Annotated in this window: 16 protein-coding genes; 8 read left to right on the forward strand and 8 right to left on the reverse strand. The window is 29.7% G+C overall.

All coding sequences use genetic code 11. The features are described 5' to 3' along the window. The first annotated feature begins 74 nt into the window (after positions 1 to 74). The 5 genes from MKD41_RS14080 to MKD41_RS14100 all read left to right on the forward strand — a co-directional run bounded on the left by MKD41_RS14080 (position 75) and on the right by MKD41_RS14100 (position 3,398). Complete coding sequence (locus tag MKD41_RS14080) at positions 75 to 482, forward strand: rhodanese-like domain-containing protein (protein ID WP_240242978.1); 408 nt, start codon at positions 75 to 77, stop codon at positions 480 to 482. A gap of 5 nt (positions 483 to 487) precedes the next feature. After that, complete coding sequence (locus MKD41_RS14085; RefSeq protein ID WP_240242979.1) at positions 488 to 1,051, forward strand: Tll0287-like domain-containing protein; 564 nt, start codon at positions 488 to 490, stop codon at positions 1,049 to 1,051. A gap of 10 nt (positions 1,052 to 1,061) precedes the next feature. Then, a complete protein-coding gene (locus MKD41_RS14090) occupies positions 1,062 to 2,519 on the forward strand; it encodes an NAD(P)/FAD-dependent oxidoreductase (protein WP_240242980.1) in 1,458 nt (485 codons plus the stop codon). Between the two features lie 311 nt (positions 2,520 to 2,830). Then, the gene (locus MKD41_RS14095) at positions 2,831 to 3,106 is read left to right on the forward strand and encodes a heavy-metal-associated domain-containing protein (protein WP_240242982.1); all 276 of its coding nucleotides are present in this window, start codon (positions 2,831 to 2,833) and stop codon (positions 3,104 to 3,106) included. A gap of 82 nt (positions 3,107 to 3,188) precedes the next feature. Further along, entirely contained in the window at positions 3,189 to 3,398 is a 210-nt protein-coding gene (locus MKD41_RS14100; protein WP_240242984.1) for a YgaP family membrane protein, read from the forward strand. A 66-nt stretch (positions 3,399 to 3,464) separates the two neighbouring features. On the opposite strand, the gene MKD41_RS14105 is transcribed toward MKD41_RS14100, so the two are convergent. The 5 genes from MKD41_RS14105 to MKD41_RS14125 form a co-directional block, all read right to left on the reverse strand. Beyond that, positions 3,465 to 5,846 carry a TonB-dependent receptor gene (locus MKD41_RS14105; protein ID WP_240242985.1) on the reverse strand — a complete coding sequence of 794 codons (2,382 nt, stop codon included), beginning with the start codon at positions 5,844 to 5,846 and terminating at the stop codon, positions 3,465 to 3,467. A gap of 327 nt (positions 5,847 to 6,173) precedes the next feature. Then, entirely contained in the window at positions 6,174 to 6,575 is a 402-nt protein-coding gene (gene arfB / locus MKD41_RS14110) for an alternative ribosome rescue aminoacyl-tRNA hydrolase ArfB (protein WP_240242987.1), read from the reverse strand. 4 nt (positions 6,576 to 6,579) lie between these two features. Then, entirely contained in the window at positions 6,580 to 7,173 is a 594-nt protein-coding gene (locus MKD41_RS14115; RefSeq protein WP_240242988.1) for an AAA family ATPase, read from the reverse strand. Further along, complete coding sequence (pnuC, locus tag MKD41_RS14120; RefSeq protein WP_240242989.1) at positions 7,134 to 7,766, reverse strand: nicotinamide riboside transporter PnuC; 633 nt, start codon at positions 7,764 to 7,766, stop codon at positions 7,134 to 7,136. Before pnuC ends, MKD41_RS14115 begins: the two co-directional genes overlap by 40 nt. A gap of 44 nt (positions 7,767 to 7,810) precedes the next feature. Then, the gene (locus MKD41_RS14125) at positions 7,811 to 8,446 is read right to left on the reverse strand and encodes a 4'-phosphopantetheinyl transferase family protein (protein WP_240242990.1); all 636 of its coding nucleotides are present in this window, start codon (positions 8,444 to 8,446) and stop codon (positions 7,811 to 7,813) included. Positions 8,447 to 8,533: 87 nt separating this feature from the next. Here MKD41_RS14125 and ahcY point away from each other — a divergent pair, with 87 nt between their 5' ends. Further along, positions 8,534 to 9,850 carry an adenosylhomocysteinase gene (gene ahcY / locus MKD41_RS14130; protein ID WP_240242991.1) on the forward strand — a complete coding sequence of 439 codons (1,317 nt, stop codon included), beginning with the start codon at positions 8,534 to 8,536 and terminating at the stop codon, positions 9,848 to 9,850. 118 nt (positions 9,851 to 9,968) lie between these two features. On the opposite strand, the gene MKD41_RS14135 is transcribed toward ahcY, so the two are convergent. Both MKD41_RS14135 and MKD41_RS14140 read right to left on the reverse strand, forming a co-directional pair. Further along, positions 9,969 to 11,738: a glycerophosphodiester phosphodiesterase family protein gene (locus MKD41_RS14135; RefSeq protein WP_240242992.1), complete on the reverse strand. Its 1,770-nt coding sequence runs from the start codon at positions 11,736 to 11,738 to the stop codon at positions 9,969 to 9,971. A 64-nt stretch (positions 11,739 to 11,802) separates the two neighbouring features. Then, on the reverse strand, positions 11,803 to 14,307 hold the full coding sequence (locus MKD41_RS14140; RefSeq protein WP_240242993.1) for a TonB-dependent receptor: 2,505 nt from the start codon (positions 14,305 to 14,307) through the stop codon (positions 11,803 to 11,805). Positions 14,308 to 14,618: 311 nt separating this feature from the next. On the opposite strand from MKD41_RS14140, the gene MKD41_RS14145 reads away from it, so the two are divergent. Together MKD41_RS14145 and MKD41_RS14150 are read left to right on the forward strand one after the other, a co-directional pair. Further along, complete coding sequence (locus MKD41_RS14145; protein ID WP_240242994.1) at positions 14,619 to 15,812, forward strand: serine hydrolase domain-containing protein; 1,194 nt, start codon at positions 14,619 to 14,621, stop codon at positions 15,810 to 15,812. A gap of 316 nt (positions 15,813 to 16,128) precedes the next feature. Beyond that, the gene (locus MKD41_RS14150; RefSeq protein ID WP_240242995.1) at positions 16,129 to 16,971 is read left to right on the forward strand and encodes a DMT family transporter; all 843 of its coding nucleotides are present in this window, start codon (positions 16,129 to 16,131) and stop codon (positions 16,969 to 16,971) included. A 5-nt stretch (positions 16,972 to 16,976) separates the two neighbouring features. Here MKD41_RS14150 and MKD41_RS14155 read toward each other — a convergent pair whose 3' ends face one another. Further along, positions 16,977 to 18,512 (reverse strand): YifB family Mg chelatase-like AAA ATPase, encoded by a 1,536-nt coding sequence (locus MKD41_RS14155; protein WP_240242996.1) that lies wholly within the window; start codon positions 18,510 to 18,512, stop codon positions 16,977 to 16,979. Positions 18,513 to 18,515: the final 3 nt, after the last annotated feature.

The raw sequence follows: 18,515 nt of genomic DNA on the forward strand, positions 1-18,515 counted from the left end.
TTCAAGAAATAGTAACATAAGTTACAAGCAATGTTTAATAGTAGATTTATATTTACAAAGAAGTTTAAAAACAAATGAAGTTATTTAAAATATCACTTACAGTTTTAGTTACAATTTTTTTAATAAGCTGTAATAATAAACAACCTTCAAAAACAGAGACAAAGGCAGGTAAAATAGAAGTTGTTACTCCTGCTGATTTTAAAGAAAAATCAGAAAATCAAATAATAATTGATGTAAGAACACCAGGTGAATTTGCTCAAGGACATATTAAAGGAGCAAGAAATATAAATTTATTCGATAAAAATTTTATAGAACAATTTGCTGATTTAGATAAAAGTACACCGCTATATATTTACTGTAGATCGGGTTCTAGAACCTCAAAAGCGAGTAAGAAATTAGCTGAAATTGGTTTTGAAAATATTTATGATTTACATGGAGGAATTATCAACTGGCATAAAAATAATTTTCCAATTATAAAATAATCAAGATGAAAAAAATTCTAATTTTTACAATGCTAATCAGTCTTTTTTCTTGTAATTCTGAACTTTCAGAAAAAGAAAAATTAGAATATACTGCTAAAGGAAAAGAAATAGCAAAAGCTACTTTTGATGCTTTAAGCACTCAGTTAATGGCTAAAATGAAAGCAGGTGGTCCAGCAGAAGCTGTTCCTTTTTGTAATCTTAAAGCAGCTCCAATAACAAAGCAATTGTCTGAAAAATATGATGTAGTAGTTAAAAGAGCTTCAGATAAATTAAGAAGCTGTGATAACGAACCTTCTGAACGAGAGTTAGAAATTATAAATAATTATAAAAATTTATTGGAACAAGGAAAAGAGTTACAACCAATAGTTGAGTTAGATTCAACAAATGCAAAACACTTTTATGCGCCAATAATTGTAAAAGCTAACTGTTTGGTTTGCCATGGTAAAGTAAACGAAACAATGACCGCCAAAACAGATTCAATTATAAAATTAACCTACCCTTTTGATATTGCAACTGGTTATAATGAAGGAGATGTAAGAGGGGTTTGGAGTATAGCATTTAATAAATAATATATATATTATGGCAAAAGTAGTTGTTTTAGGCGCTGGAATTTCTGGTCATACAGCGGTTTCTTATTTAAGTAGACACTTAAAAAAAGATCACGAAGTTGTAATGGTTTCACCTAACAGTAATTATCAATGGGTTCCATCAAATATTTGGGTTGGAGTTGGTTTAATGACACCAGATCAAGTAAAGTTTAAGTTAGCACCTGTTTATAAAAAAATGGGAGTAAATTATAAACAAGCATTGGCTGTTTCTATTCATCCTGAAGGAGATACAGAGCAAAAGCAAGGTTTTGTCACTATTAAATATGTTTCTGAAGATAAAAAAGATACTATAGAAAAAGTTTCATATGATTATTTAATTAATGCTACAGGTCCAAAACTTAATTTTGAAGGAACTGAAGGTTTAGGTCCAAAATATTTTACAGAATCTGTATGTACTTATGACCATGCTTCTCACGCTTGGACAAAGCTTCAAAGTGCTTTAGAAAAGATGGAAAATGGAGAAAAACAAACCTTTTTAATAGGTACTGGACATCCATTGGCAACTTGTCAAGGAGCTGCTTTTGAGTATGTATTAAATATAGCCTTCGAAATTAAAAAAAGAAAGCTATTGCATTTGGCTGAGATGATTTGGATTACTAATGAATATGAATTAGGTGATTTTGGAATGGGAGGAGCCTATATTAAAAGAAATGGTTATGTAACTCCAACAAAAATATTTGCTGAATCAATTTTAAAAGAATACGGTATTCGTTGGATTAAAAGAGCAGGTGTTCAAAAAATAGAAAAAGGAGTTGCACATTACGAGAATTTAGAAGGAGAACATAAAACAGTTAATTTTGATTTTGCAATGTTAATTCCTGGTTTTTCAGGTGCAGGAATGAAAGCTTTTAATAAAAATAATGAAGATATTAGCGCGGAAGTTTTTGCAGCAAATGGAATGATGAAAGTAGATGCAGATTATACACCAAAACCATACGAAGAATGGAAAGCCGAAGATTGGCCTTTAACGTATCAAAGTGTAAAATACGATAATGTGTATGCAGCTGGTATTGCATTTGCTCCACCACACGGTATGTCTAAACCAATGCAAAGCCCTAATGGAACAAAAATATTTCCAACGCCACCAAGAACAGGAATGCCATCGGGTGTAATTGGTAAAATTGTTGCCCAAAATATAATACATGCTATAAAAACAGGTAAAATAGAACACAAACATAAAGCATCTATGGCTAGTATGGGAGCTGCTTGTATAGTTTCTGCAGGATATGGAATTTCAAAAGGACAAGCTGCAGTTATGACAGTAAATCCAATAGTGCCAGATTGGGAAAAATACCCAAAATGGGGACGAAATATTAACGATACTGTTGGAGTTGTTGGTACCGCAGGACATTGGATGAAGTTATTTATGCATTATATGTTTATTTATAAAGCAAAAGCGAAACCATTTTGGTGGTTAATACCTGAATAAATAATAAAAAATTAATAATAAAGTGTAATTTTATAGTAATACTGTATTATATATTAAACAGAATAGCAGTGATATTCAACCGTTTTTACCTTTAAAAAACCAGAAGTATTATGAAAAATAGTATAAAAAAAACAACTCCATATAGCGATATGTCATTTGCAACCGAACCAACAAGAATGGTACGATTTATGAGATCTTTCTTTATATTTCAAATTTATAATTTTTTTAAACTAAATTTGAAAGTTATGAGAATTGTGGTAGGAGGGCACTCTTAAAACCTCAAAATTAAATGATATAAACAAAATTAAATTATGACAACATTAGAAATATTAAATTTAAAATGTGGCGGTTGTGCCAATACTATAAAAAAGGGATTATTAACTATTGAAGGAGTTACTGAAGTAGATATTGATTTAGAAACTTCTAAAGTAGGCGTTAATTCTTCAGAAGAAACCGTTTTAAAAAGCGTTAAAAGCAAGTTAGCTTCTATGGGATATCCAGAAGTTGGTGATGCTAATACAATAATTCATAAAGCAAAATCTTTTGTAAGTTGCGCCACTGGTAGAATGACTTCAGAAAGCGAATAAGTGTAATGAAAATTTGTTAAAAGAATAGCTTCTAAATTAAAAATTTCGTATATTATTGTATTAATAAAAACAATATATAATTATGAAACTTAATATTGGAAGTACCGACAGAATTATTAGAATAATGTTAGGAATTGCAATAGGTTATTTTGCGTATTCCACGGTAATTGAAGCAAGCTGGGTACAAGTATTGTTATATGCTATTGCAGCAATATTAGTAGTTACAGCACTTATAGGCAATTGCCCCTTATATTCAATTTTCAAGATAAATACTTGTGAAATTGAAAAGTAAGAGTAAAGAGTTTAATACAAAAGAAAACCGAGGCATTTGCCTCGGTTTTCTTTTGTATAATGTTTATTAAAATTTAAATGTAGCTCCAACTAAAAAATTTCTAGTTGCTTGTGGAAAATAGCCCTGAACTTCAAATGAATTATTAGGAGTTGACCAATAATCTAAATACGTATATCCTCGGTCTACATATTCTTTATTGAATATGTTGTTAACTACTCCAGAAATTACAATAGATTTAAATATAGATTTTGGATTTATGGTATATGTTAAGTTTAAATCACTTGTAAAATAACTATCTATTTTAGACGCTTCAGTATCTGTATTACTTAAATATTGTTCGCCTACAAATTTTGATAAAAAGGTGATTGTTAAATTTTCAGTTGGCTGGTAATTAATTGAATTTCCGGCTATTGTATTTGGTGAAAAAGCAATATTAGTTGTCCCAATATTTTTGCTATTTCCATCTCTTTCTAAAATAAAGTTTTTAATTTTATTAGAGCTTAATGTAAAGTTTGGACTAATAGATAAATTATCTGTAATTTTAAAATTAGCATCAATCTCTAAACCTAATCTATAACTGTCTTCAACATTTTCTCTTAAATATTCACCAACATCATTTAATCCTCCAGTTTGAATTAATTGATTTTTGTATTGCATATAATAAAAATTGGTGTTTAAGCTAATGGCTTTATTATTTAATCTCCAACCCAATTCAATATCATTTAATATTTCATTTTTAACATTTGAGCCATTTTTAAAATCATCTCTATTAGGTTCTCTATTTGCTCTAGCAAAAGATGTGTAAATACTATTACTATTGTTAACTTTATATGTTAAACCAAATTTTGGATTAAAGAAATTATATGATTTATCAATATTTAAAGGGTCTCTGTCTGAAGTTAAGCCATCAGTTTCATAGTTTACAAATCTACCTTGTAAATCAACCAAACCACTTAAATTTTCATTTATTTTAAAAGAAGCTTTAGAGTAAATGCTAAATTCATTTTTTGTAGCATCGCTAAAATAATAGTGATCTCTTATGTTTGCATCTGCAGCAAATTGTCTAGCCCAAATTACTTCACCAAAATGGTCTCCTTTATAGTTACTTGCAGAAATTCCGGAAATAACTTCATAAGCTTCATTTTTGTAATTAGCATTAAAGTTTAAAACGTAAAAATCGTTATCTAACCATCTTCTTACAATTAGATCTGTTGCAGGGCTACCATACCAGTCTGTTCCAGTAGCTTCAACAATATTGTTGTATTTAGATATTGCGCTTCCTTCTTTATACTGTTCAAAGTATCCTTTACCTTTTGTGTAATTCAATCCAAGATTTGTAGACCATTTATCATTTAATTTTTCATTCCAATGAAGTTGATAGTGGTCTTGCCAATAATTATCGGTTTCGTTATCATAGGTGTAAGGATTTTGTTTTCTATTTTCTTTTAATTCTTCAGCAGTAAGACCATACCAAGCCTGATATGTTTTTTCTTCATTTCCAAAGGTAATAGCTTTAATTAAAGTATTTTTATCTACATATGAAGCTTGTAAAAAATACGATTTTAAATCAGAAAAAGCTCTATCTACATACCCATCTGAATCTATTTTAGAAAAACGACCTGCAATTTCAATATGGTCATTAATTTTTCCAGTGCTAAATTTAACGGTGTTTTTATATGTATTGTAAGATCCTATCGCACTACTTATTTCTCCGTAAGCATTTTCAGAAATAGCATCTGTTAATAAGTTTAAACTAGCACCAAAAGCACCTGCACCATTGGTAGAGGTACCCACACCACGCTGTAATTGAATACTTTGTGTTGAGGATGTGAAATCTCCTAAATTTACCCAAAATGTACCTTGACTCTCGGTATCATTATACGGAATCCCATTTAATGTTACATTTATTCTAGAAGCATCAGAACCTCTAACTCTTATATATGTATATCCAACACCAGCACCAGCATCAGAGGAGCTTGTAACTGAAGGTAAATAGTTAAGTAAAACAGGAATATCTTGACCTAAATTACGTTTTTCTAGTTCTTCTTTAGTAACGTTACTGTGGGTTACTGGAGAACTCGATTTTACCCGAACAGCAGAAACCAATACTTCATCTAGATTTACAAAACTATCTTCCATATTTATGGTGATAAAAGTGTTTTTAGTTAAATTAATAGTTATTTCTTTTGGTTTGCTAATAGCACTTACAATTAAGGTGTAATTTCCTTTTTTTAATGAGATTGAAAAATTTCCATCAAAATCTGAGGCTACTCCTTGTTTGGTTCCTTTTACTAAAATGCTAGCTCCTGGAACTGGATTGTTTCCGTCGGTTACTTTTCCTGAGAGTGTAAATAGTTCTTGCGCATTTGCATTTATTGAAAATGCAATAATTAAAAAAGCTACTAAGTGCTTCACTTTTTTAAACTTTGGTTTTAAATATTGTTTCATTTTTTTGAAAATAAAACGATATAAAAAGAGGTAATTAATCGATGTTTTGAATAATTATACTTAGTTATTTTCCACGACAGATTGCTCTGTTTTGAACGTCCCTTAACAGCATTACCTGTTCAGGTTCAATGGGTTTGATCTCAGCCGTTATCGGCACCCCTTTTGAGATGCGACAAAGCTACAAATAAAATATGACAGAACATGTATTCTTTTTAAAAGAAAATTTTATTTTTTAAAAATTAATTAAAATAAAATTGGCTGTAGCTATTGATTTTATTAGGAGTGCAGTACTGTTTAATTGTATGATAATTTTGAAAACTGTATAAATTATACTTCAGGTTTTTTTCGAAAGGATTTTTTATAGGCGTGTTTTTTCTTTGTGTCTAAACGTTTTTGAATGCTAGATTTACTGGGTTTTGTTGGTTTTCTTTTTTTTGGAACTTTTAAACCATTTTTAATGAGTTTTAAAAAACGATTGATACTAATTTCTTTATTTTTATGCTGACTTCGACTTTCATCACAAGAAAGTAACAATATATTTTCTTTTGTGAGTTTGCTTCTTAAATTTTTACTGAGTAGTTGTTTTTCTTCTTCAGAAAATTCAAAAGAATTTTGAAGATCAAAAAATAACTCTACTTTAGAAGACACTTTATTTACATGTTGCCCGCCAGTACCGCTACTTCTAACAGCTTTAAATTTAAGTTCTTTTATAAGTGCTTCTTTGTTCATTTAGTTAAGTTACTGAATATCTCTGTAAATTAGGTTTTGAAGCTAAGATTTTATCAATTGCTGTAACTGCTAAATTAAGTCTGTTTTTTTTGCTTCCTGTTAATAAAATGTAAGGTCTGTTATATTTTATTAAAGCGTTTTCAAAAACTTCAAACATTTCTTGTCTTTTTTCAGGGTTTTCTCTAATGTCATCTGCTTCCCAAGGAGTGTCAATATAAGTTAAAAGGTACAAATCGTAAGTGTTTTCTAAGGCAGCCTTTTTTAAATTAGCGTCAATATTTTTGTCGTAATAATTTTCAAAATAAACTACTGTTTCTAATAAATCGGTATCACAAATTTGAAGTCTATCTGCTTTTTTGGCTAATTTATTTTCTAATTTTATTTGTTCGTAAGCTATTGGAAGTTGATCATCACTATCGCAATACTCACGTTTATTATTCCATTTATTTTGTAAATAAGTGCGTGCGTATTCTGGCACCCAAACAGTATTATAATGTCGGGCTAATTGTTTAGAAAGTGTTGTTTTACCAGTGCTTTCAGGTCCAAATAGCACAATTTTTACAATATTTCTATTGGTTTGTTTAAGAGTTTTTTCCATTCAATATATCCATAAATTGCGATTACTGTAAATATAAGGTATTGAAAACTTGTGAACGTAAAGCCTTTATAAAAATATAAAGGAACTGAAATTACATCTCCAATAATCCAAAAAATCCAATTTTCAATTTTTTTGCGAGCCATTAACCACATTCCAACAAAAAATATGGCAGTTGTAACAGTATCAACGTATGCTACCCAACTGGTCCACTTATCAAAGCTTTTGTATATTATATAAACAAATATTAGGGTTGTAATAAATAGTAGCACAGAAATTAGTTGTTCTTTTTTTGTTATAGAAGTAATAGGTGTATTGTGCGATGCATCTACTTTTCTGGTCCATATATACCATCCATAAATACTCATTATAAAATAATAAGCATTAATCATCATATCACCTAGCAAACTCCATTTTAATAGTAAATACACAAAAATACTGGTGCTAATCATTCCGGTTGGGTAAACCCAAATTTTATTGTTTTTTGAATACCAAACAGATAAAAAACCAAAGATTACTGCTATAATTTCTAGGGCTATGTCTAAATTTTCATATCCTTGGTATTGTCCAAAAAGGTAGTTGAAGATTTCGTTCATTTTATTGAAAAGTATAATTTAGGTTGTTTTAAAAATTGTAATTATTATTTTTTTGAATTAGCAAGAGCATAAACCAAAGTGAAACCTTCAATTTGATGGAATTTAATGGTGTAATTTTTATTCCAATCTTTAGCTTTTATATATCCAGTAGTTTTTTTATCGGCAATTTGAAATGAGTTAATATCAATATCGTTTTTAAAAGTTAAACCTCCGTGAGGGTAAATTTTATACAAACTTTCTTTAGCTCCCCAAATAACGGTAAGTTGTTGAATGTAATCATCATCTTTATGAATAAATCCTCTTTCAAAATTGACAAATTTATGTTGAATTACTTTTATTTTTTCTCTGTTTTTTTCAATGTCAATTCCAACTTCAAAATCACTAACAATAATGGCTGAAAAATTAAAAGAATGCGTAATGGAAATATGCTTTCCGTCGGTTAAATGTGGTTTTCCATTACCATTATAAAACAAATCAAGATCTGTATAACCAGCCATTTTTAATAAATGTCTCACACTTAAAAAACCTCGACGATGTATTTCAGATTTCATAGAAAGCAATCTGTTTTTACTTCTCTCGGTTAAAACAATACCTTTAGATAAGGTTTTAATGGGTTCATCAATTTTCCACACAAAAACTGTGGTATGTTTATTAGGTTTAATTGTTTTAAATAAAGGCATTTATATTCTCAAATGTATTTTGTACTTTTGCAAAACTTTAAAACAAAAAATGTGAATTGTTTTAAATAAAAAACAAATTTAATAAATATGAGTACAGAAACATCATCTTACGTAAAATATAAAGTAAAAGATATCAATCTTGCAGATTGGGGACGTAAAGAAATTCAATTAGCAGAGGCTGAAATGCCAGGTTTAATGAGTTTAAGAGAAGAATATAAAGGACAAAAGCCTTTAGCTGGAGCAAGAATAGCAGGTTGTTTACATATGACTATTCAAACGGCAGTTTTAATTGAAACGTTGGTAGACCTAGGAGCTGAGGTTACTTGGAGTTCTTGTAATATTTTTTCAACACAAGACCAAGCTGCTGCTGCAATTGCTGCTGCAGGAGTTTCAGTTTACGCTTGGAAAGGTTTAAGTGAAGAAGAATTTGACTGGTGTATTGAACAAACTTTATTTTTTGGAGAAGAAAGAAAACCATTAAACTTAATTTTAGATGATGGAGGAGATTTAACCAATATGGTATTGGATAAATATCCAGAATTAGCTGCTGGAATTAATGGCCTTTCTGAAGAAACAACTACAGGAGTTCACCGTTTATATGACAGAATGAAAGCTGGTACATTACCAATTCCTGCAATTAATGTAAACGATTCAGTAACAAAATCTAAATTCGATAATAAATATGGATGTAGAGAAAGTGCTGTAGATGCAATTAGAAGAGCAACAGATATTATGCTAGCTGGTAAAAGAGTTGTTGTTTGTGGTTATGGAGATGTTGGAAAAGGAACAGCGGCTTCATTTAAAGGAACTGGAGCTATTGTAACAGTAACAGAAATTGATCCAATTTGTGCTTTACAAGCTGCAATGGATGGTTTTGAAGTTAAAAAATTAGAAACTGTTGTTGGAAATGCAGATATTGTTATTACAACTACAGGTAATAAAGATATTGTTCAAGGTCACCATTTTGAGGCAATGAAAGATAAAACCATAGTTTGTAATATTGGACATTTTGATAATGAAATTGATATGGCTTGGTTAAATGGTAAATACGGTTCAACAAAAGTGGAAATTAAACCACAAGTTGATAAATATACTGTTGGCGAAAATGAAATTATTGTTTTAGCAGAAGGACGTTTAGTAAACCTAGGTTGTGCAACTGGGCATCCTAGTTTTGTAATGAGTAATTCATTTACAAACCAAACATTGGCTCAATTAGAATTGTGGAATAACAGAGATGCTTACGAGAATAAAGTATATATGTTACCAAAACATTTAGATGAAAAAGTAGCAAAACTACATTTAGCTAAAATTGGTGTTGAATTAACAGAACTTAGAGAAGATCAAGCTAAATATATTGGTGTAAAGGTTGAAGGACCATTTAAACCAGAATATTATAGATATTAAAAGTTTTATACCTATAAAAAAGCTGTTTAAAAGGAGCAAAACACGTCATTCCGAATTAAGTTCAGGTTGACGTTAATGTTCTTTTTAAACAGCTTTTTTGTTTTATATAACAAGCAATCTATTTTCTTAATGGAATTGCAATATTTGGATAATCGGTAATAATTCCATCTACACCCATATTTAGTAGATTAATCATAGCTTCTTTGTCATTTACTGTCCACGGAATTACTTGCATATGGTTATTTTGAATTTTAGCAACTTCATCTTTGGTTAATAAAATATAATAAGGACTATAGATTTCTGGAATAAAACTTAGCATCTTCATATTTGTTTCAAAATTATTTTGATAGGTTAAAAATGATAATTTATACTCAGGGTGTGTTTTATGGAGATATTCCAAAACTCTAGGGTCAAAACTTTGTATTACTACTCTTTTTAAAGGTAAATTGGCTTTTTTTAATTGTTCTACTACTAAATCAGAAAATTTAGCAACACTTGGCTGGTAACCTTTAGCCTCTTCTGTAGGTGTACTTTTAATTTCAATATTATAAAGAATTTCAGGATTTGTAGCTTCAGCATAAGTTATAACTTCGGCTAATAATGGTTTATAGGCGGTAACTATTCTTTGTTCTGGAAATTTTGGATCGCCAATTGAACCGATATCATATTTTTTAATGTCACTGTAATTATTTTTGTAAATGTTATATGCTAAAGCAGTTTCTTCTGTTAATTTATTTCCTTTTGAATCTAATGTGGTTTCAAAATTTAACCAAGGTTCATGAGAAACTAAAACTTTATGATCTTTACTAATAACTACGTCTAGTTCTAGGGTGTTTACACCTAATTCTAATGCTTTTTTAAAGGCTTGCATACTATTTTCTGGTTCTAAACCTCTTGCTCCTCTGTGTCCTTGTAATTCAAAATTATACGTATTCATAGTATTTAAAATTAAACTGTCTATAAAGGTAACTGTTTTGTTGTATACATTTTCCCAATCATTAGATCTTAAATCGCACGCAATTACATGGTTTCCTGTATTTGGAAAAGCAACTTTCATTTTTTTAGATGCTGGTGTTCCTAAAACATCAAACATATTTAAAATAGCAGGTACTGAAACTACTTTATCTTGTTCTTTTTCATTCTTATAGTAATATCCAATAAAAACTGGAGTTTTTACTTTTGAAAAAGTTTCAGTAATCATAGTGCTTGTTAACATTTTAATCAGAGCTTCATAACCATTAATATGGTATGTAGTTGACCAATATTTAGCTTCTTCTTCAGGTCTGTTTTGTTTTAAAATTTCACTTCCATTCATTTTAATAAATCCTGCTTTTCCTTCAGGAGAAGCAATAGCTTTAAACGAAGGATTTATAAGATCAATAAAAGGAGAATATAGTACCAAGCCAGCAATAGAATTATCTTCTGAAGCCAATTTTAAACTTAAAGTTCCACCGGTAGATGTGCTTACTAAAATCACCTGTTTTCCTAATTGCTTCCCTATTGCTAAGGCTTTTTGAGCCGATGCTATATAGTTTTCAGGTGTTAAATTTTTAAAATTATCATCTCTATTTAATCCGTGTTCTTTTAAACGCGTCATATAAACATTGGCGTTGTATTTTTTTGAAAGCATAGACATTATTGGTTCGCCTTCTCTATTGCTAGCGCCAAAACCATGTAAGTACACAAATGCAATTTGGGTTTGTTGTTGCTTGTAATCTTTTGCCCAAATAATTTTAGCTTGGTTGTTAGGTTTTATTCCTTCGGTAGCGGCTTCAGAAATATTTATAGTATTTTCTATAGCTGCTAATTTATTAAGTTGAGCTACTTCTTGTGCTTTTACTAAAAAGCTTGTTGCTAAAAAAAGGAATAGTACTATTGTTTTTTTCATTGGAATTTAATTTTAAATAGCAACTTACTGTAAAAATTGTAAGTTGCTATTGGGTTGTAAGGTACTAAAAATTAATTTTTGCTTGTACACTATAAAATCTTGGTGCACCTGCTATATATGTCGGTATACCTAAAGCTCCACCTGTGTTTCCAGCATCAATAATATATTCTTCATCAAGAACATTGCTCATTATAAAGCTTAATTCATATTTTTTATCTATTGTAATTCCTGTTCTAAAATTTAATAAACCATACGAATCTTGTGAAATGTTAGGTAAATTAGTTTCTTCAAAAAAGACTTTAGATTTGTAAGTATATGTAGGTCTGATAAACAAAGTTAATTTGTCATTTAATTTTGGGTTGATGTTTAATCCGAAAGCAAATGAATTTTTAGGAGTTAATCTAAATGTGTTTCCTGCCAATTCTTGTGGATTTCCATCAGAATCTTCATTATCAAAAGTTGCATCTATATAACCATAATTAGCAAAAAAGCTTGAAGTTTCTGAAAAAGCATATTGCATTGCAGCTTCAAAACCAAAAGAACTTGCATTACCACTATCTTCTGTTGTATTTGTTAAGGTTCCGTCTTCGTATTTAGTAACAGAAGTTTGGAAGTTAGAATAATCATAGATATAAGCGTTTATGTCGAATTGTAATCTGTTATTTAAAAATAATGATTTAGCTCCTATTTCATAAGAGTTTACAATTTCATCTGATAAAATATTGGTTTCTGTTGCTGTTATATTAATTACGTTCGGTCTTCTTCCTCTAGAAACGGTACTAAATAATGTAATATTATCATTTACAGTGTAGTTTGCTGCTACACGTCCAACTGCTGATAAAAAGTTATCACTAGCTTTAATTTTTTCTCCATTTGTAGATACGTTTAATACATTTGGAAAGTTACCAGAAACATAACCTAAAAAAGAAGGATTTTCTGAATCGATTACTTGATAAGCAGCATTTATATTTTCTAAAGTAGCTCTTAAACCTATTGTGAAAGATAATTTTTCTGTTGCATCATAAGAAGCATCAATAAAAATATCTCCAGAATAATTTTCTCCAAAATTGGTGTAAGTTTCAGTATTAAAATCGTTTAATGGAGCACCTGCAATTGGTCCAAAAGTAGCTGGATCATTTGGAATTGCTGGCAATAGCATAGGGGTTCCTTCAACTATAAAAGTAGCAGGGTTTAAAAGTAGCATTGCTAAACTTTGTTCGTTATACTCCCAAGGAACACTTTGCGAACCATCTTCATAAAAGAAATTAGCACCAAAGAAACCCCTAAATTTTTTATCGTTATCAAAATTAAATCTAAATTCCTGACTGAATTGTTTACCTTCAGAAATTTCATTAAAAAATAGGGCAGGAGCAGCAGTTCCATCGGCATCAAAAGCTTCGTTAGAGTCAAACTCTCTATAAGCTGTTGTTGAAGTTAAGTCCCACATAGTATTAAAACGATGGTTTAAAATAGCTGTAATACCATAAACGGTTCTGTCTAAACCTAAATCTTCACCTCTTTCTAAATCTGCAAAGGTATTTGGATTTAAATTGCCGTTAATTGGAGCAAATGAGCCACTTTTAAACGAAGTTCCAGGAGGTGTGTCTTTTTGCCAGTTAGCAATTACATCTAATGAAGTAGCATCACTCATTAAATATTTAAATGAAGCTCTAAAAGCAGTTGTTTCTTTACCGTTTAAATCGCCACCAGAAACATTTTCTATATATCCATCTCTAGAATTATAAATTGCAGCAGCTCTAAAAAAAAGTTTATCTTTTGCTAAAGGAGCATTAAAATATCCAGTAATTAAATTTTGGTTAAAGTTACCATATCCTAATTTTATAGCACCAGAGGTTTCGTTCTTAGCTTTGTTTTGTATAATGTGCATTGCGCCAATTTGAGCGCCTCTTCCAAATAAAGTCCCTTGTGGACCTTTTAAAACTTCTACACGTTCTATGTCAAATAATTCAACAACAGAACCTCTAGATTTACTAATTGAAACGCCGTCTTGAAAAATGGAAACTCTTGGTTCTACTCTAGAATCTCCACTATCACTTGTAATCCCTCTAACTACAATTCCTGGATTGTTTACACTTTGTATTTGAACCTGAAAACCAGGTACATATTCCGATAAAGCATCGTATTCAAAAGTCCCTTGATTTTCAATAAATTCTGTGCCATAAGAGGTTATTGCAATTGGTACTTCTTTGTTTTTTTGTTCTCTTTTTTGTGATGTAACTACAATTCCTTCCAAAAGAAAAGAGCTTTCTTTTAAAACAAAGTTTTGAATAGTTTCAGTGTTTGTTATTTGAATGTTTTTAGTAATAGTATTGTATCCTAAATAAGAAATTTCAATAGTATAGTTATTTGTTGGAATTTGTTTTATCAAGTAATTTCCAGATTCGTTTGAAGTTGTTCCTAATGAGATACTTTTAATTAAAATATTTGCTCCATAAACAAGCTCTCCTTGTTCTGTAGTAATTGTGCCTTTTAAAGTTCCTGTATTTTGGGCATTTGCAATAAGTGTACAAAATAAGGTGAAAAATGTAAGTAATTTTTTAATTTGCATGTGTTTAAGTTTGAATTAAAATTTTAGAGAATAAAAGTATCTCAGTTATGTTACTTTTCTATTAATTCAAAATTATATGACAGTTACATTTTAGGAAGTAATAATAAAATATTTACATAAAGTTTACATAAAAAGTAGTATGCTTTTAATTGTTGCTGTTGGTTTTTAAAAATTGATGTTTTTGTGTGGTAAAATTGTATTTAAATAGGTTAATTCTTATTCCATTTTTTAAAAAAAATGTTAAAACGGAATTTCTATTTTGAAAATTATAGAATAGATTGTTAATTAGCTAGCTTTAAAATTAGCCCCGTTTGAAAAAATATTTTAAGTACATCGTTTTCCCTTTAATAATTATATTAATTATTTTATCTTTTAATACTAAAACCGAAATATCACCAAGTTCGGAATTAGTGAAAAACACTTCCAAAACCATTAAAATTGAGGTTAAAAAACCAATTTCACTTGAATATTACCCTTTAGAAAAGACAAAAAAAGTAAATCATAAATTAGATTCTTTATTACAACGTATTAATAAAAGACAGGATTTTAACGGATCAGTTTTAGTAGCTAAGAATGGAAAAATAGTATATAACAACCAAGTTGGTTATGCAGATTTTAGAAAGAAACAACCAATTAATAAAACATCATTATTTCAATTGGCATCAGTAAGTAAACAATTTACTGCCACAGCTATAATGTTACTATATCAAGAAAATAAAATTAAACTTACCGACACTGTAACTAATTATTTCCCAGATTTTCCTTACGAGCAGGTGACCATTAAAAATTTATTAAACCATACTGCAGGTTTGCCAAAATATTTTTGGATTGCAGAGCATAAGTGGAAAAAACAAGCTGCTCCAACCAATAGTGAAATGATGGATTTAATTGCATCTAGCAAGGTGCAGAGATTTTATAAACCAGGACAAAAATTTGACTATTCAAATACAGGTTATTTGGTTTTAGCTTCTATTGTAGAAAAGGTATCTGGTTTAAGTTTTAGCACTTTTGTAAAACAAAATATTTTTGATCCATTAGATATGAAAAACACTTTTGTGTATAGTTTTGAAAATGATAGTGTTCGAAAAAATCAGTTAGATGGTTATCGACTTTATAAAGGTTGGAGGCATTTAAAAATAAATAGTACTGTTAACGATGCTATAGTTGGTGATAAAAATGTTTATACCACTAGTGAAGATTTGTATAGATGGATTTTAGGATTGAATAGTGGTAGCCTAATATCAAAAGAATTATTAAAATTAATGTATACCAAAGGAGAAACAATTTATAAAAGAGAAATTCCGTATGGTTTTGGATTTAGAATAGACCCAAAAGATAATAATATTGTTTATCACCACGGTAAATGGAATGGGTTTAGTACCGGACTAACACAGTATTTAGAAGAGGATTTGGTAGTAATTGTTTTAGAGCATTCTAGTTATAAAGGAATTACTTCTTTAACAGAAAATGTAAAGTCAATTGTTGCTGAAAATTTAAGTATATAATAGTGTTAACAAATAAAACCACTCAATATTTGAGTGGTTTTGATGCAATCTCCTCTAATTATACTACTTGATTAATCTTTTTCCTAATGTAAAAGTATCTTGTTTTCAGGTTTAAGTATAGGAGGTATTTCACTTTTTTAGGTAGGGGAAAAAGCCCCTTTTTTAATTATAAAGTGTGCTTTATTTTATTTTTATATAAAATTACGAGTTAACTTATTAAATAAATTTCATCTTTAAACATTAAATAACAAATTCAATTATAGAAATTGTTACTTTCGCAAAAGTATTTAGCTATTAAAAAAGAAACCCAGACACTATGAAAAATACAACAGCAATTTTTTATATGATTTTTAGTGTAATTGCATTTTCACTAATGAATGCAGTTGTAAAATATTTAAATGATTTTAGCGCGTATCAAATTGTTTTTTTTAGATCTATAGGAACCCTATTTTTTACAGTGCCATTAATTATAAGACAAAAAGTTTCTTTTTTAGGAAATAATAAAAAGTTGTTAATTATTAGAGGTGCAGCCGGGGTAATATCTTTAACTTGTTTTTTTCATTCTCTAAATTATTTAGCGGTAGGTACTGCAGTTTCAATAAGATATACTTCTCCTATTTTTGCTGCAATTTTTGCATTTATTTTTTTAAAAGAAAAAGTAAAACCAATGCAATGGTTTTTATTTTTATTAGCTTTTATAGGTGTTTTAATAATTAAGGGTTTTGGTGTAGAAGTGAATTCAATAGGGTTATTTTTTGTAATCTTATCTGCAATTTCTTTAGGTGTAATATTTGTGGTAATTCGTAAAATAAAAGATACAGAAAACCCATTGGTAATTATCAATTATTTTATGGTAATGGCTTTTGTTTTTGGTGGTATTATGTCTATAAATAATTGGAAAACACCTAGTAATGTAGAATGGCTCCTTTTATTAAGTTTAGGAATTTTTGGATATGTTGGTCAATTATATATGACAAAAGCTTTCCAATCTCATGAAACAAATGTAATTGCTCCATTAAAATATTTAGAAGTTGTTTTTATGATTATAATAGGAGCTTCTTGGTTTGGAGAAGTATATAATTTATGGACTTTATTAGGAATAGCTTTAATCTTAATTGGGTTGGTGTATAATATTTATTTAAAGAGAAAACAAAGTTAAATTAATTAACCTAACCAACCTTCTCTATCTAAGCTTCTGTATTGAATAGCTTCTGAAATATGGTTAGATGAAATGTCTTTAACACCTTCTAAGTCGGCAATTGTACGTGCAACTTTTAAAATTCTATCGTAAGCTCTGGCAGAAAGGTTTAAACGCTCCATAGCGTTTTTTAAGAGATTTTTACTTTCTTCACTTAGTTTACAGAATTTACGAATTTGTTTTACACTCATTTGTGCATTGTAATGTACGTTTTCGATTTCTAAAAAGCGTTCAGATTGTTTTTCCCGTGCTTTAGTAACACGTTCTCTTATAAATTTGCTTGGTTCTCCTAATTGTTCTTCGGAAAGTTTTTCAAAGGGTACTGGGTTGACTTCAATATGAATATCTATTCTATCTAAAAGTGGTCCAGAAATTTTACTTAAATAACGTTGCATTTCAGCAGGTGAAGAGGTTACTGGTGCATCTGGATCGTTAAAATAACCACTTGGACTCGGATTCATACTAGCAACTAACATAAAACTACTTGGGTAAGTAACGGTAAATCTAGCTCTAGAAATTGTAACTTCTCTGTCTTCTAAAGGTTGACGCATTACTTCTAAAACGGTGCGTTTAAATTCTGGTAATTCATCTAAAAACAACACGCCATTATGTGATAAAGAAATTTCACCTGGTTGTGGATATTGGCCTCCACCAACTAAGGCAACATCTGAAATTGTGTGATGCGGAGAGCGAAATGGGCGTTGACACATTAAACCACTATCTTTTATTTTGCCAACTACAGAATGTATTTTTGTTGTTTCTAGAGCTTCTTGTAACGTCATTGGTGGTAAAATGGAAGGTAAGCGTTTGCTTAGCATTGTTTTTCCACTTCCTGGTGGTCCAACAAGTATAATATTATGTCCACCTGCAGCTGCTATTTCCATAGAACGTTTTACAGATTCTTGACCTTTTACATCAGCAAAATCAAATTCTGGATTGTCTAGGCTTTTATAAAATTCGGCACGTGTATCGATTATGGTTTGTTCGAGTTCTTTTTTTTCATCAAAAAAATTAATGACTTCAGTAATGTTTTCAACACCATATACTTGTAAATCACCAACTATTGCAGCTTCTTTAGCGTTTTGTTTTGGTAAAATAAATCCTTTAAAGCCTTCTTCTCGCGCTTTAATTGCTATTGGTAGAGCTCCTTTTATAGGTTGTAAACTTCCGTCTAAAGAAAGTTCTCCCATAATAATATAATCCCCAATTTTTTCGGATTTAATTTGGTTTGAAGCTGCTAAAATACCAATTGCCAAAGTTAGATCGTATGCAGATCCTTCTTTGCGTAAATCGGCAGGAGCCATATTTATGGTTATTTTTTTACCTGGTAATTTGTATTTGTTATTGTTTAAGGCAGCAGAAATTCTATAGCTACTTTCTTTAATAGCATTGTCTGGCAAACCAACTAAATGGTAACCAATTCCTTTATCTATATTTACTTCAACCGTTATAGTTGTTGCTTCTACGCCGAAAACGGCACTACCAAAAATTTTAACAAGCATAGC

The organism is Lutibacter sp. A64, from assembly GCF_022429565.1.
GTDB lineage: Bacteria > Bacteroidota > Bacteroidia > Flavobacteriales > Flavobacteriaceae > Lutibacter.